General features: G+C 43.4%; 16 protein-coding genes and 1 pseudogene. All 17 read right to left on the bottom strand.

Annotated features, from left to right (window positions below; translation table 11 throughout):
- Positions 1 to 89: 89 nt before the first annotated feature.
- Positions 90 to 1,076 carry a PhoH family protein gene (locus Q4A91_RS08245; RefSeq protein WP_000658168.1) on the bottom strand — a complete coding sequence of 329 codons (987 nt, stop codon included), beginning with the start codon at positions 1,074 to 1,076 and terminating at the stop codon, positions 90 to 92.
- A gap of 80 nt (positions 1,077 to 1,156) precedes the next feature.
- Positions 1,157 to 1,372 (bottom strand): YozE family protein, encoded by a 216-nt coding sequence (locus Q4A91_RS08240; RefSeq protein WP_001232084.1) that lies wholly within the window; start codon positions 1,370 to 1,372, stop codon positions 1,157 to 1,159.
- Positions 1,369 to 1,973 (bottom strand): annotated as a pseudogene (locus tag Q4A91_RS08235) (GrpB family protein). Before Q4A91_RS08235 ends, Q4A91_RS08240 begins: the two are co-directional and overlap by 4 nt.
- 11 nt (positions 1,974 to 1,984) lie before the next feature.
- Positions 1,985 to 2,839 carry an RNA-binding virulence regulatory protein CvfB gene (gene cvfB / locus Q4A91_RS08230; protein ID WP_303213034.1) on the bottom strand — a complete coding sequence of 285 codons (855 nt, stop codon included), beginning with the start codon at positions 2,837 to 2,839 and terminating at the stop codon, positions 1,985 to 1,987.
- A gap of 59 nt (positions 2,840 to 2,898) precedes the next feature.
- On the bottom strand, positions 2,899 to 3,456 hold the full coding sequence (gene frr / locus Q4A91_RS08225; RefSeq protein WP_303213032.1) for a ribosome recycling factor: 558 nt from the start codon (positions 3,454 to 3,456) through the stop codon (positions 2,899 to 2,901).
- 7 nt (positions 3,457 to 3,463) lie between these two features.
- Positions 3,464 to 4,201 carry a UMP kinase gene (pyrH, locus tag Q4A91_RS08220; RefSeq protein ID WP_000002996.1) on the bottom strand — a complete coding sequence of 246 codons (738 nt, stop codon included), beginning with the start codon at positions 4,199 to 4,201 and terminating at the stop codon, positions 3,464 to 3,466.
- An 83-nt stretch (positions 4,202 to 4,284) separates the two neighbouring features.
- The gene (gene trmFO, locus Q4A91_RS08215) at positions 4,285 to 5,619 is read right to left on the bottom strand and encodes a methylenetetrahydrofolate--tRNA-(uracil(54)-C(5))-methyltransferase (FADH(2)-oxidizing) TrmFO (protein ID WP_303212989.1); all 1,335 of its coding nucleotides are present in this window, start codon (positions 5,617 to 5,619) and stop codon (positions 4,285 to 4,287) included.
- A 137-nt stretch (positions 5,620 to 5,756) separates the two neighbouring features.
- Positions 5,757 to 6,632 (bottom strand): 16S rRNA (cytidine(1402)-2'-O)-methyltransferase, encoded by an 876-nt coding sequence (gene rsmI, locus Q4A91_RS08210; RefSeq protein WP_303212988.1) that lies wholly within the window; start codon positions 6,630 to 6,632, stop codon positions 5,757 to 5,759.
- A gap of 2 nt (positions 6,633 to 6,634) precedes the next feature.
- On the bottom strand, positions 6,635 to 6,952 hold the full coding sequence (yabA, locus tag Q4A91_RS08205) for a DNA replication initiation control protein YabA (RefSeq protein ID WP_000358229.1): 318 nt from the start codon (positions 6,950 to 6,952) through the stop codon (positions 6,635 to 6,637).
- 36 nt (positions 6,953 to 6,988) lie between these two features.
- A complete protein-coding gene (locus Q4A91_RS08200; RefSeq protein ID WP_303212986.1) occupies positions 6,989 to 7,879 on the bottom strand; it encodes a DNA polymerase III subunit delta' in 891 nt (296 codons plus the stop codon).
- Entirely contained in the window at positions 7,876 to 8,514 is a 639-nt protein-coding gene (tmk, locus tag Q4A91_RS08195; protein WP_303212985.1) for a dTMP kinase, read from the bottom strand. The genes Q4A91_RS08200 and tmk overlap by 4 nt, the downstream gene beginning before the upstream one ends.
- Positions 8,515 to 8,634: 120 nt before the next feature.
- Positions 8,635 to 9,432 carry a pyrroline-5-carboxylate reductase gene (gene proC / locus Q4A91_RS08190; protein WP_303212984.1) on the bottom strand — a complete coding sequence of 266 codons (798 nt, stop codon included), beginning with the start codon at positions 9,430 to 9,432 and terminating at the stop codon, positions 8,635 to 8,637.
- A 3-nt stretch (positions 9,433 to 9,435) separates the two neighbouring features.
- Complete coding sequence (locus tag Q4A91_RS08185; RefSeq protein ID WP_303212983.1) at positions 9,436 to 10,698, bottom strand: glutamate-5-semialdehyde dehydrogenase; 1,263 nt, start codon at positions 10,696 to 10,698, stop codon at positions 9,436 to 9,438.
- A 9-nt stretch (positions 10,699 to 10,707) separates the two neighbouring features.
- A complete protein-coding gene (gene proB / locus Q4A91_RS08180) occupies positions 10,708 to 11,817 on the bottom strand; it encodes a glutamate 5-kinase (RefSeq protein WP_303212982.1) in 1,110 nt (369 codons plus the stop codon).
- A gap of 110 nt (positions 11,818 to 11,927) precedes the next feature.
- Positions 11,928 to 12,818, bottom strand: coding sequence for an RluA family pseudouridine synthase (locus tag Q4A91_RS08175; protein WP_303212981.1), 891 nt, complete (start codon positions 12,816 to 12,818; stop codon positions 11,928 to 11,930).
- Complete coding sequence (gene lspA, locus Q4A91_RS08170) at positions 12,802 to 13,269, bottom strand: signal peptidase II (RefSeq protein WP_303212980.1); 468 nt, start codon at positions 13,267 to 13,269, stop codon at positions 12,802 to 12,804. Before lspA ends, Q4A91_RS08175 begins: the two co-directional genes overlap by 17 nt.
- Complete coding sequence (locus Q4A91_RS08165; protein ID WP_001025717.1) at positions 13,266 to 14,174, bottom strand: LysR family transcriptional regulator; 909 nt, start codon at positions 14,172 to 14,174, stop codon at positions 13,266 to 13,268. The genes lspA and Q4A91_RS08165 overlap by 4 nt, the downstream gene beginning before the upstream one ends.
- Positions 14,175 to 14,359: the final 185 nt, after the last annotated feature.

The following is a 14,359-nucleotide window of genomic DNA, read 5'->3' as shown; positions in this document are numbered from 1 at the left end:
CCTCGTCTCCTCTCGTGCTTAGTTATAGGTCACCCACTACAGTTGACATAGAGCCAAAAAAAGCAGTTCACATCTGAACTGCTTTTTTGCTATTCTGTTTCTTGGTTCTTTTCTTCAACCTTAACTGGAGCTGGTTCATAGGCTCGGATAATCTGAGCGACAACTGGATGGCGAACCACATCCTTGGCTGAAAAATGAACAAAGTCGATTTGGTGAATGTTCTTAAGCTTTTCTTGGGCATCAATCAAACCGGACTTGACATTTCGCGGCAGGTCAATCTGACTAATATCTCCATTGACAATCATCTTAGAATTAAAACCTAAACGAGTCAAGAACATCTTCATCTGCATGATGGTCGTATTTTGTGCCTCATCGAGAATGACAAAGGCATCATCCAAGGTCCGACCACGCATATAGGCAAGGGGCGCGATTTCGATAATTTCACGCTCCATGAGACGAGTCGTTTGGTCTTTGCCGAGAATCTGATACAAGGCATCATAAACTGGTCGAAGATAAGGATCAACCTTCTCCTTAAGATCGCCCGGAAGAAATCCTAGACTCTCGCCAGCTTCCACTGCTGGACGAGTGAGGATAATCCTCTTGACTTGCCCACGTTTAAGGGCAGTTACTGCCAAAGTCACTGCAAGAAAGGTCTTCCCTGTCCCTGCAGGTCCGATTCCAAAGGTCACATCATGCTGTTTGACACTGTCCACATAAAGTTTTTGACCCAAGGTTTTGACACGGATCGGTTTCCCAGTATTGTCCTTGATAATTTCTTCTTCGTAAAGGGCGACAAACTTGTCGATTTCATCATTTTTGACCATGCTAATCGCAGTCACCACATCTGGCGTGCCAACGGTCATCCCCCGATTCACCAAGACCATCAAAGCCTGAATAACCTGACGGGCTTCCTCACAGGCAGACTCTTCTCCGATAACCTGCACAATCTCCGTACGAGCATGAATCACCACATCGAGCTCTTCTTCCATCAAACGAAGATGGCGCTCATTGGAACCAAAAAGATGGAACAAGTCATCTGGATGACTTAGTTGAATGTCTATTGAATGTTCCTTCAAATAAAGAACCTCTCTAATCCGTTTATTTCTTTATATTATAGCAAAGAGAACAATAAAATACTAGCCTCATCTCATTGTCTCTAGTGTTCTAAATATTCTTGCCAGATGGCGTCAAAGTCTCCTAGGTTAAAAGAGAAGCTGGCATGCTCCTCCAAAAAGCGACTCACCTCATCAAAATCATCCGTGTGTTTTGGAAAAGCCGACTCTTCAAAAGCGAGATCTGCCAAGATGGCTTTTGGGCTATTACTTTTCGGATTGCGCTCGGTCATGAGCCAAGTGTAAAATGATTTTCTCAATTCTTTCTCCTATCAAGAGTTTTTTGATGACACTTTTCTGATTCTTGAAAATTACTGAACTTATCCTCTGAAACGTAGTGGTTTATAAAATCTGTTTTAGCATCTGTATAGGCGTCTCGATTGTGTTCAAATTTTTTCCACAAACTTAGTTTTAATTCCTGATACGCTTGGGCGATATCTGGATGCTGGCAGAGATAATCTCTAAAATAAATCTCGTCATGATCTCCCGTCATTCGCAAATGTAAATGAAAAACTTTCTCAGCAAATCCCTGCTCTGTATATCCTTTATTTAGCGAAATCCTGTTAGGACTCTCCGACATTACTAGCCAACCATTCTTCACCAATAAATCCCTAACTCTTGCTAGATCCTCTATTCTACCTACTTCTAACAGAATATCAACGATATTTTTGGCCCAAATATTAGGGATAGCAGTGCTACCGATATGTTCTATTCTTTTAATAACATTTGCATCTAATATTTTTTCCAAATTTGTTTTTCCAATTCATACCAGTCTTTCCACTCTGACTTGTGCTCTACTAGAAAAATAGGAAAAAGTTGCCAGAGTTCCTCTAAACTCATTTCTTCAAGTTTCTTTATCATGTCTATAAGGTTTAAATCAACTCTGTACCAAACTGGTCTTGCTTGATTTTACCAGCCTTCATCAAGCCACCGAGTGCTTTCTTGAACTGACCTTTAGAAATGCCAAAGGCTGCCTTGATGTCCTCGGGAGATGACTTATCATTTAAGGTCATGAAACCGCCATTGCTTTCCAAGTAGGTCAAAATCATCTGGACATCATTTTCCAACATTTCAAAGGAACGTGGTTTGAGGGATAGGTTCAAGGTACGGTCCACTTCACGGAAACCGATAACACGCGCATCTAGCACTTGGCCTAAACGTGGCTCTGTGTAGCGCTCACTTGGGTGGATAAAACCAAGCATGTTATTCTCTGGCAGATAGACAAAGGTTCCTGATAGCTTGAGACGATAAACAATGGCTGACCAGTTTTGGTTCTGCATGTTGTTGTAAGCAGGACGAGCCAGATGTTGGAAGTCTTCCTGATAGGCCAAAAGTCCCCAGATTCGGTCTTTCTTGTCCACTTCAAGACGGATGTAGAGTTTATCCCCCTTCTTAGGCCAGAGTTCCTTGAGCTCAGGGAGGATATCGAGTGACACAACGATTTCCTTATCAGGTAAACCGGTATCGACAAAAACACCCAAGTCCTTACGAACTTCCGTTACCGTTCCCCAGCCGAATTGGTCCTGAGTGGCAGTCACTTCTAGAGCGGTCAAGCGAAGTTTTTGCTTCATATCCGTGTAGGCAAAACCTTTGACCGTATCCCCTACTGTATGTTGGCCTTCTTCCTTGGCAAGGGCGTAAGTCTGACCATCCTTTTGCACAAAGTAAAAACGGTCATTTTCATCGATGATGAGTCCAACGATAAAACTTGCAAGATTTGTATTCATATTTCCTTCTTTCGAATAAAACTCAGCCAGCAATGCCAACTGAGTTTTTCTGTTTATTTTTAGACTTCCAAGATTTCTTTTTCTTTATTGGCGGTCATGTCGTCGATATGTTTCACAGCGTCGTCTGTTACTTTTTGAATATCTTTTTCAAGAGTCTTCAATTCGTCTTCAGTAATTTCTTTTGCTTTTTCTTGCTTTTTAGCTTCGTCCATAGCGTCGCGACGGATATTGCGGACAACCACTTTAGCATTTTCACCGACCTTCTTCACTTCTTTGGCAAGGTCACGACGAGTTTCTTCTGTAAGAGCTGGGATAACCAAACGAATCACAGAACCATCATTAGCTGGTGTGATACCAAGGTCAGAAGCGTTCAAGGCACGTTCGATGTCTTTCAATGAAGACTTGTCAAATGGTGTTACCAACAAAACACGTGCTTCTGGAATAGTAATAGAAGCGATTTGGTTAAGAGGAGTTTCTACTCCATAGTATTCTACGTGGATACGGTCTAGCAAGCTTGCGTTGGCACGACCGGCACGGATACCACCAAATTCACGAGCAAGTGATTGGTGAGACTGGGTCATTCTCTCTTTAGCTTTTTCTACAATTGCATTAGCCATAATTTTCTTATTCCTTTTCTTCGATATTGTTTGAAACTGTTGTTCCGATATTTTCACCAAATACGACACGTTTGATGTTGCCTGGTTGGTTCATGTTAAAGACAACCAAGTCAATGTCGTTGTCCATAGAGAGGGTTGAAGCAGTTGAGTCCATGATACGAAGACCTTTATTGATAACATCACGGTGGGTCAATTCTTCAAACTTAACAGCTGTCTTGTCTTTCTTAGGATCGGCATTGTAAACACCGTCTACGCCATTTTTAGCCATAAGGATGGCATCCGCTTCGATTTCAGCTGCACGAAGGGCTGCTGTTGTATCTGTTGAGAAGTAAGGTGAACCAATACCAGCACCAAAGATAACGATACGGCCTTTTTCAAGGTGGCGAAGAGCACGTCCACGTACATAAGGTTCTGCCACTTGTTGCATGGCAATGGCTGTTTGTACACGCGTATCGACACCAACTTGTTGCAATGAATCTGCCATCACAAGAGCATTCATCACGGTCCCAAGCATTCCAGTGTAGTCGGCCTGAACGCGGTCCATTCCTGCTTCTGCAGCAGGTTCCCCACGCCAGAGATTTCCTCCACCAATAACAAGGGCAATTTCGATACCTAAACTATGAACTTCTTGAATCTCTTTTGCGATTGTTTGAACTGTTTGGATATCAATCCCTACGCCACGTTCACCGGCAAGGGCTTCACCTGATAACTTGATTAAAATACGTTTATACTTGGGATTCGCCATTTTTACTCTCCTTTTTTTATCCTACCTATTTTATCACAATTTCTAAGATTTTTATAGTATCATGAGCAATTCTTTGAAAAAAATTAGACCGTTAAAAATTCCTCTAAGTCGATAAGAGCACGCTCTGCAATTTTTTCATAACGAGCTTTTTTATCACGGATACGCTCGCCTTCTAATTCCTTGATAATCCCAAAATTGACATTCATTGGTTGGAAATGTTTGCTGTCCGCATGAGTGATGTAATGAGCTAGACTTCCGATCGCTGTGGTCTCTGGGAAGATAGCTTCACTTTCACCCTTGAAGAGTCGAGCCGCGTTAATACCTGCAACTAAGCCTGATGCTGCTGACTCAACATAGCCTTCTACACCCGTCATTTGACCAGCAAAGAAGAGGTTGGGCTGTTTCTTAGAACGATAGGTTTGCTCGAGAAGATTTGGTGAATCCATATAAGAATTACGGTGCATAACACCATAACGAACAAACTCCGCATTTTCAAGACCTGGAATCATTTGGAAAACACGCTTTTGCTCCCCCCATTTGAGATGGGTTTGGAAACCGACGATATTGTAGAGACTACCAGCCGCATTATCCTGACGAAGTTGGACAACCGCATAAGGTGTTTTAAATTCGCCATCACGAGGTCCTGTGTAGTCGTCTGGATACTCAAGACCGACTGGTTTCATAGGACCATAAAGCATGGTTTTAATGCCACGCTTGGCCATGACCTCGATAGGCATACATCCTTCAAAGTACTTTTCTTTTTCAAAGGAATTCAGCGGTGCTACTTCCGCATTGACCAAGGCTTCATGAAAATCCATAAATTCTTGCTTGGTCATAGGGGCATTGAGGTAGGCTGCTTCTCCCTTGTCATAACGAGACTTGAGATAGACCTTGCTCATATCGATGGTATTGACATCGATAATCGGCGCCGCCGCATCGTAGAAATAGAATCCATCCCCATCATTAAGGGCATGAATCTTTTCAGCTAGGGCATCGCTGGTCAAAGGACCAGTAGCGACAACTGTAATAACATCAGTCGGCAATTCTGTAATTTCATCACGAACCACTTCAATCAAGGGATGATTGGCCACTTTTTCAGTCACCATTTGAGAGAAACCATCACGGTCCACCGCAAGGGCTCCGCCTGCAGGAACACGTGTAGCTTCTGCTGATTCCAAGATAACAGAACCCAAGCGACGCATTTCTTCCTTGAGGAGCCCAACAGCATTTGTCAGGGCATCTCCACGAAGAGAATTGGAACAAACTAACTCAGCAAAATTGTCTGTTTTGTGTTGGGGTGTTGACTTGACACCACGCATTTCATAGAGTTTAACTGGAATACCACGTTCTGCGATTTGGTAGGCTGCTTCAGAACCTGCCAAACCTGCTCCGATAACATTGATATAAGATTGAGACACGACACTAATACCTCTTTGGGTGGAAACTAAGTCCAAATAAAAACAAACTACTAGACTATTTGACACCCACAAATCTTTCTAATTTTTCTTCTACTAGTATAACAAAAAAAGGGAAGAAGGCAAACTTCCCTGTTTAATCACTTTCTTGATTTTTTTTCCCAGTCGTGGTAGGCAGCGTAGAGCTGGCTTTTATTCCACTGGTAGAGTTTCGCAACTTCCTTAATGGCTTGATTTTTCTTCATGCCTTGTTGGATGCGTGCTTGGATATCTGAAAACAAGTCCTCCTCGTCCTTTTCCTCCACATCCTGACTGGCGCCTTCAACGATGAGAAGGCATTCGCCCTTGAGTGGCGTTTCAGCTATGCTTTCTAATAATTCAGAAATGGTACCTCGTTGGTATTCTTCATAGATTTTGGTCAATTCTCTGACCAAGGCCACCGAGCGATCGCCGTAAACTGCTAGCATATTTTCTAGCGTATCCGCTACACGGTGGGGTGATTCATAGAAAATCTGAGTTTCTGGATAATCTTTTTTTAAGTCGAAAAATTGCTTTTGCTGGCCTGATTTTCTCGGTAAGAAACCGTAAAAGATATGTGGCTGTGGCGCTAAACCACTGGCAATCAAAGCAGAAATCCCTGCAGAAGCACCTGGAACTGTCACTACTGCAATATCTTCCTCGATGGCTGCCTTGACCAAATCATGCCCAGGATCTGAGATACTAGGCAGACCCGCATCGGATACCTGAGCAATACTTTGCCCTGATTTCAAGAAACCAATCAAATCAGGAATTTTTTCCTTGGCATTGTGCTCGTGAAAACTAATCTGCTTGGTCGAAATGTCAAAATGCTTGAGCAAAAGCCCCGTGTTACGGGTGTCCTCAGCAGCAATCCAGTCCACTTCTTTTAGAGTCTGGATGGCACGAAAGGTCATGTCATCTAGATTGCCAATCGGCGTTGCTACTAGGTAAAGCTTGCCATAGGGAGATTGTCCCTTAAAACTTTTTTGAATCTGCATGCTTACTCCCTATATAACAACTCGTCACAGAACATACATTCTTCGTCCTGCTCTCGGCGTTGTCCATAAAAATCATTACATACGTGAAACCCGTCTTTATAGATTCGGCGGACGCTTTCACGAACATGCTTAGCCTTGACGGGGGTATCTGCTTCCACCTCGCCTAAGCGTTCGCGCAACTTACTATTTTCCAAGCGAAGAGCTGTATTTTCCTCTACCAGGCTCTTGAGATTTTTCTTGATCGCTTCCACATCGGCCAAGGTCACCAATAACTGTTGGGAAAAATCGTCCAATGCATCAAATAATTCTTTTTTGTCCATAAACCAGCCCTTTCCTTTCTTTATCCTTCATTGAGTTTATATTTCCTTCAAAACCAGGTATTCCATGGCATTTTGAAAGCTGACATTAGCCTGCCACATTTTTCTCGCTTCTAGCAAATCTTGTAGAATCTGTCGAATCCTTGCTTGCAAGAGATCCTGTCCACAGAGAACTTCGAGGATTCGCAAGACCTGATCTTGTTTTTCCTTGTCATCTGCCAAGCTGGCTAATTTAGCAACTTGCAGATAACTTTCTTTTTTCTTAGCTAATAACCAGGTCAGCAGGCGTTCACTCCCTTCCACCAAGGTCCAAAAAATTGCCTGATTTGCCAGTTTTTCTGCTTCAGCATGTGATTGACAAAACTGGGTTAAAAGAGTCGCTTTTTTCTTGACTAAACCTGCTTGCTCTAATTGATGGATGAGTTTTTCTTCTTGCTTTTTAAAGTGGAAAATCTGTGTCCGACTCCGGATAGTTGGCAACATCTTTTCCTCATCACTAGTCAAGAAGAAAATATAAACCTCACTCTGAGGTTCTTCGATAACCTTGAGCAGGGAATTGGCTGCGTTGGGATGCATTTTCTCCGCCTGCTCGATAATAAAAACCTGTTGTTGACTTTCAATCCCTGCTTGAGAAAACAGACCCACCAATTCCCGAATGCGTTCTGTCTTGATGACCTGATTGACTGGCTTAATCAAGGTAACATCGGGAAATTCTTCCTGTTCAATCAGCTTACAGTTTCGGCATTTCTCACACGGTAGAACGCCTACTTTATCCGTACAAAAGAGGCTCTTAGCCAAAAACTGCGCCATTTCCAAGCTTCCAAAGAAACCTGAAAAAAGATAGGCATGATTGAGCTGGTCTTGTTCTAGGATACGGACAAAGCGGTCAAACTGTTCTGGCTGCCAAGCTTTTAGTTGATCTTGTTTCATTTAGCCAAGCCCATTCTGTCAAATAAGACAGCCTTGGTCGTTTTCACAACTTGCTCCAAAGGAAGACTTGCATCAATCTTGACCATGCGATTTCCTTCTTTGTCCAGAAGAGAAAGGTAACCTTGACGAACTTTCTTGTGCAAGTCCAAGCCTTCCATGTCCAAACGATTGACCTCGCGGTCACTATTAGCAGCAATGCGAGCCAGCCCCTCTTCCACCTCGATGTCAAAATAGAGTGTCAAATCAGGTTTGAGGCCATCTGTCGCAAAGTGATCGAGCCAATCAATGGCATCAATATCCAAGCCACGGCCAAATCCCTGATAAGCAACAGAACTATCGATGAAGCGGTCCATAATGACCAACTTGCCAGCTTCAAGTGCTGGGAGAACTTTTTCCACTAAGTGCTGTCTACGACTGGCGATATAGAGAAGGAGTTCCGTTTTAGGATCCATCTGAGTGTGACTTGGGTCCAAAATTACTTGACGAATCTTCTCCCCAATCAAGACTCCACCTGGCTCACGGGTCGTCAGCACCTCTACTCCTTTTTCCTCTAAAATTGGGAGTAGAGCCTCTAAAACACTGGTCTTTCCTGCTCCCTCTGGTCCCTCAAGAGAGACTAAAAATCCTTTTGACATGTCTAACTCATTTCTTTTTTACTATCTTCTATTCTATCAAAAAAATAGATTTTTGTGACAATCTTTTTGTGTCTTCTCCATTCAATCGACCATAAAAGAGGCTGGGAGTCATCCAACCTCTTATTTACCTAGTTCTTGTGTTCGTTTGTAGGCTTGCTGAACTGCGTCCATGACTGTACCTCTAAAGGCATGTTCTTCCAGACTCGCTACACCAGCGATAGTCGAACCTCCTGGGCTGCATACTTGGTCTTTCAAAACTCCAGGATGTTGCTGGCTTTCAAGAACCATTTGCCCAGCGCCGACTACTGTTTGGGTCGCCATTTTCAAAGCCATTTCTCGTGGCAATCCTGTCTGAACACCCGCATCTGCCAAAGCCTCGATAAAGAGATAGACAAAAGCTGGTCCACAACCTGCGAGACCTGTCGCCGCATCGATTAAGCCATCCCCCAGCTCAACCAAGAGGCCAGCCTTGGCCAATAATTGACAAAAGAGTTCCCTGTCCTCAGCACGAGAGTTTGCTGATAAAGCGTAACTAATCACTCCTTGACCGATATCCACTGGAGTATTAGGCATGATGCGAATAATCCGGTGGCGACTTGTCAGAAGACTCGCTAGTTTTTCTAAAGTCAATCCAGCTGCCATGGAAATCAAAAGAAGGCTCTCTCGTTTTTCAAGAATGGTCTGATATTGAGCAAGCAGTTCAGAAAACTGGGCTGGTTTAACTCCTAGAAAAATAACATCTGCTTCTTCAAAAATTTCTTCATTACTGGAAGCCTGACCGCCAAAGTTGGCAATGAAAGCATCTACTTTTGCTTGACTACGATTGGCAAGGAGAATCTGAGCACCCGTCTTGGCCTGCAACACAGCCTTAGCCAAACTAGCACCCATATTCCCCAAACCGATAAATCCAATCTTCATCTCTTACTCCCTTATCTGTCCGTCACCAGTAACCACATACTTGTAGCTGGTCAACTCTTTCAAACCCATAGGCCCACGCGCATGTAGTTTCTGAGTAGAAATCCCCATCTCACATCCAAGTCCAAACTGGCCTCCGTCAGTGAAACGCGTTGAGGCATTGACATAAACCGCTGCTGAGTCCACTTGATCTGTAAAGTAAGCTGCAGCTTCAGCATTTTCCGTCACAATGGCATCCGAATGATGGGTGCTGTGGACTTCAATATGCGCAACCGCTTCTTCTAAACTGCTCACTACTTTAACCGCTAGGATATAGTCTAAAAACTCAGTGTCAAAGTCTTGGGCCTCAGCTGCTCGACCTGAAACAAACTGACTTGCTGAACTATCCAAACGGAATTGAATTGGTTCCAGTCCAGCTTCCTTACGCTCTGCAACTAGAACTTGTTCCAAGCGAGGAAGGAAGCTTGCTGCCTTGTCTTCATGAACGAGGAGAACCTCCATGGCATTACAAACAGAAGGGCGACTGGTTTTGGCATTGTTGATGATCGATAGAGCCTTGTCTTCATCGGCATCCTTATCCACATAGACATGGACAATCCCAGTTCCAGTCTCAATAACAGGCACGATAGCATTTTCAACCACTGCATTGATCAAGCCAGCGCCTCCACGAGGAATGAGAAAATCTAGATAACCCTTGGCTTTCATCATAGCATAGCTACTTTCACGACTGGTATCTTCCACCAGTTGAATCACATCTGGATGAATGGTCGTTGTCTCCAAGCCCTTCTTTAAGGCTGTGACAATAGCATGAGCTGTTTGGTAGGCGTCCTTGCCACTACGAAGAACGACCGCATTTCCACTCTTAAGAGCCAAAGCAGCCGCGTCAGACGTCACATTTGGACGGCTTTCATAGATAATCCCAATAACCCCCATGGCCACACGCTTCTTAGTAATAACCAAGCCATTTTCAAGCTGACTTGTTTCTAGGACTTCACCAATAGGATCTGGTAAAGCAACCACTTCACGAATCCCTCTTGCCATCGCTTCTATACGTCTCTCATCCAAATAAAGACGGTCTAACATAACATTTGAGATTTCACCTTTGGCCGCTGCCATATCCAGAGCATTGGCCTCTAGAATCTCCTCAGTAGCTGCCAATAAATGATCAGCCATGGCTAGCAAGGCTTGGTTTTTCACTGCTTCACTGGAAGTATTGATTGATTTCTTAACAGCCTGTACCTGTTCGAATTGTTCTTGTGTACTTACCATCGTTCACCTCTAAAATTCTGTAAAGAGAAGCTGGATTTCAGGAGTGATGGAAATCCAGTCATCACGGTGAATCAAGACTCCCTTAGCTTTTTGAGAACGGAGCATATCTTCTAGGGCTGAGACACCAAATTGGACACGTCCCTTTCCAAGAGATTGACCTGTTTCTTTATCTGCTACTGTTACAATATCGTTGTAAGAGAAGTTTCCTTCCACTTCTACCACACCCGATAAGAGGAGACTTTTCCCGTTTTTTGAAAGTGCCTCTGCAGCTCCACCATCTACCCAAATCGTTCCCTGGCTTTGAGCATAGAAGGCCAGCCATTGTTTCTGGGTACGAAGTCCCTTCTCTTGCGCAACGAAGAAAGAACCATCCCTAGTTTCTTCAGCTGCCTCAATCAGGGCATCTGATTTCAAGGAGGAGCAAATATAGACTGGTACACCCGACTCCGTCGCAATCGTAGCCGCTTTGATTTTTGTCAGCATGCCCCCAGTTCCGTTTGAAGAACCTGCTCCACCAGCCATATCAATAATCTCACGATTGATAGTCTCGATTTTCTCCAAACGCTTAGCTGTTGGATCCGAATTAGGCTTGCCAGTATAGAGACCGTCCACATCCGTCAAGAGAACTAAAAGATCCGCTTGGACCATCGCCGCTACCTGGGCACTTAGAGTGTCATTGTCCCCCACCTTGAGCTCATCAATGACGACACTGTCATTCTCGTTAATGATAGGAATTGCCTCACGATGAAGCAATACAGACAAGGCCTGGTGGGAGTTCTTATAGCGACGTTTATCTACAAAATCATCCAGTGTCAGCAAGATTTGTGCAGAAACGATCTGGCGCATGAGGAGGTTGGTTGTATATTCCTCCAACAAAAGTCCCTGACCAACTGCAGCCGAAGCTTGTTTATCTGCAATCTTAGTCGGACGTTTTTTAAAACCCAAAGCTCCAAATCCAGCGGCAACTGCCCCAGATGACACTAAAATCAACTCATGTCCAGCCTCATGCAGCATAGCCAATTGCTGGGTAATTGCCTTTACTTTACTTCTTGATAAACTCCCGTCTTCATTTGTCAAGGAGGAAGTCCCTACCTTAAAGACGATTCGTTTGTACTTCATATTCTCACTCCGATTCTTCATATTTATCCATTATAACATGAATACTTTAAAATAGAAAAGATTTGAAATGAAAAAGGTTGAGACAAGGCATCTCAACCCTTTTATCTATTCTAAGTTTTACGCAATCTTTCCAGCGTTTCTTTAAAAATCTCTGGAATATCTGCTGTGAACTCCAAGGTTTCACCTGTTCTCGGATGGGTAAAACCTAGAGTCTTAGCATGGAGAAACTGTCCATGTCCTTTCAAAGTCTTACGAGGACCATAGACTTCATCACCAGCGACTGGATGGCCAATATAAGCCATATGAACACGGATTTGGTGGGTACGTCCTGTTTCCAGTTGCAACCCCAATAAGCTATAATCACCAAAACGTTCCAAAACGTGGAAACGGGTCACTGCAGGCTTCCCTTTAGCAGTTACAGCCTGTTTCTTACGGTCTTTTTCACTACGGCCAATCGGTGCTTCAATGACACCACGATCATTGGGAAGATTGCCATGAACAATCGCCCAGTATTTGCGGAGAGACTTCTTATCCTTGAGTTCTTGAGCAAGTGCTAGATGCGCCTCATCATTCTTAGCAATCATAAGGAGACCAGATGTGTCCTTGTCAATGCGGTGAACGATACCCGGCCGGAGAACACCATTGATACCTGACAGCTCCTTGATATGGTACATGAGGGCATTGACCAAGGTTCCACTGGTATGACCAGCGCTGGGATGAACAACCATACCCTGCGGTTTGTTAACAACGGCGACGTCCTCATCTTGGTAGATAATTTCCAGAGGAAGGTCCTCGGCAACATACTCCAAAACTTCTAGTTCTGGAACATGGTAAGTGACGACATCCCCCTCTTGGACCGTGTATTTTGCTTTCTTGGTTTGCCCATTCACCAAAACTTGTCCAGCCTTGATTTGTTCATTCGCGAGACTGCGTGACAATTCTGTCAGGTCCGACAGAGCCTTATCTAGACGTTGCCCACCAGTTTCAATTTTTATTTCCATTTACTTCCTCTTTAAGCATTGCAATCAATAAAACAATGACACCAACTGTCAAATAGCTATCAGCAACATTGAAAATCGCAAAGTTGATAAAGTCTAGGTGAAACATATCCACCACAAAACCTTGACTAATTCTGTCGATAAAGTTACCCAGACCTCCAGCTATTATCAAGGTCAGTCCAAAAACCGACCAGAGAGAATCCTCCATGTGTTTGTGTAAATACCAAATGGCACCTACCATGACGACCAGTGTAATGACAGCAAATAACCACTGCTGATCTTGCAGCATGGAGAAGGCTGCCCCACGATTTTGCAGATAGGTCAAGCTAACGAGATTGGGGATCCACGAACGCACTTCACCCAGTGGAATCTGCTGGACAACATAATTTTTGACCAACTGATCCAACCCAATCAAAAGCAGTACAATGACTGCCGCTATTCCTCTTTTTTTCATGATTTCCTCTTTTGATCAAAATATTCTTGCATAACCTCAACGAAAAGGGTACCAGCTTGGCTAAGCTCCACTTCTTCCCGTTTGACATAGACCATGCGGTTATCTAGATTATCCTTGAGACGAATGACTGTGATTCCATTAACACTGTCACTATCTAAAAATCCAGATCCAGTCGCGTAAGCGTCCGTCCGCTCCAAAATACCATTCAAAGTAGCACGGTCCGTCACATTGAACATCTGGGAACTCGCGCTGGTGTCGACAAAGTTCTCTGAATAGTATAGATACTCATCCTTTTCCTGAGTAAAACGAACTGTTGGTAAATCCGCTAAATCCTCCATGACCAATTCCTCTTTCTGTGCTAAAGGATGCCCTTCACGAAGATAAATGTGAGTCTGGAAAGGAATTAGTTCAATAACTTCTAAACCAAGCTTTTCAACCCGTTGCATGATGCCCTTTTTATTTTGATTGTTGAGGTAGATAATCCCAATCTCACTATGTCCTTGAGCTACTTCGTCTAAGATTTGAACTGTAGTAGACTCAAAAATACGAAAGTTTTTATAATCAGGATAACGTTCTGAAAAGGCCGTAATGGTTGGTGGCAAGAAGTCATAGTGCTGACTGGCAATAGAAAATTCATCCTTTTCTTCCTCAGGATTGGCATACTGATTTTGAAAAACATCAAAGCCTTTGACCAACTCTTGCGCTTTCTCATAAAATTCCATACCACGACGGGTCAAAAATGTTCCCGAACTCGTCCGACGGAAAATTTTAAATCCCAGCTCTTTTTCCAAATCGCGCACAGAAATAGACAGACTTGGCTGACTAACATACATCTTTTCAGCAGCTTCACGGAAAGTACCACTATTGGCAATAGCCACAACATAGCGTAATTGTTGAATGTTCATCTTTTACCCCCCAACTTCTCTATCTGCTTATTATACCATAATTCAGAAGTTTTCCAAAAAAGAAAAAAGTGTCCATCGCAAGTTTAAATCTAACTATTCTCTATTAAATTCAAAATGGGTATCAAAACAAAAAAAGGCTCTATAATATCTGTAGTGGGTAAAAACCACTATGGAAATTACGGAGC

The sequence above is a fragment of the Streptococcus sp. genome (assembly GCF_030528045.1).
GTDB lineage: Bacteria > Bacillota > Bacilli > Lactobacillales > Streptococcaceae > Streptococcus.
Note: the sequence above shows the minus strand (reverse complement) of the source record. Positions and strands in the feature narration are given on the sequence as shown.

Coding starts and splice junctions, on each gene's coding strand:
- proB (WP_303212982.1), bottom strand. CDS start 11,817: ATGAAGTACAAACGAATCGTCTTTAAGGTAGGGACTTCCTCCTTGACA.
- rsmI (WP_303212988.1), bottom strand. CDS start 6,632: ATGCAGATTCAAAAAAGTTTTAAGGGACAATCTCCCTATGGCAAGCTT.
- Q4A91_RS08175 (WP_303212981.1), bottom strand. CDS start 12,818: ATGGAAATAAAAATTGAAACTGGTGGGCAACGTCTAGATAAGGCTCTG.
- tmk (WP_303212985.1), bottom strand. CDS start 8,514: ATGTCAAAAGGATTTTTAGTCTCTCTTGAGGGACCAGAGGGAGCAGGA.
- Q4A91_RS08200 (WP_303212986.1), bottom strand. CDS start 7,879: ATGAAACAAGATCAACTAAAAGCTTGGCAGCCAGAACAGTTTGACCGC.
- Q4A91_RS08165 (WP_001025717.1), bottom strand. CDS start 14,174: ATGAACATTCAACAATTACGCTATGTTGTGGCTATTGCCAATAGTGGT.
- frr (WP_303213032.1), bottom strand. CDS start 3,456: ATGGCTAATGCAATTGTAGAAAAAGCTAAAGAGAGAATGACCCAGTCT.
- cvfB (WP_303213034.1), bottom strand. CDS start 2,839: ATGAATACAAATCTTGCAAGTTTTATCGTTGGACTCATCATCGATGAA.
- proC (WP_303212984.1), bottom strand. CDS start 9,432: ATGAAGATTGGATTTATCGGTTTGGGGAATATGGGTGCTAGTTTGGCT.
- pyrH (WP_000002996.1), bottom strand. CDS start 4,201: ATGGCGAATCCCAAGTATAAACGTATTTTAATCAAGTTATCAGGTGAA.
- Q4A91_RS08185 (WP_303212983.1), bottom strand. CDS start 10,698: ATGGTAAGTACACAAGAACAATTCGAACAGGTACAGGCTGTTAAGAAA.
- lspA (WP_303212980.1), bottom strand. CDS start 13,269: ATGAAAAAAAGAGGAATAGCGGCAGTCATTGTACTGCTTTTGATTGGG.
- yabA (WP_000358229.1), bottom strand. CDS start 6,952: ATGGACAAAAAAGAATTATTTGATGCATTGGACGATTTTTCCCAACAG.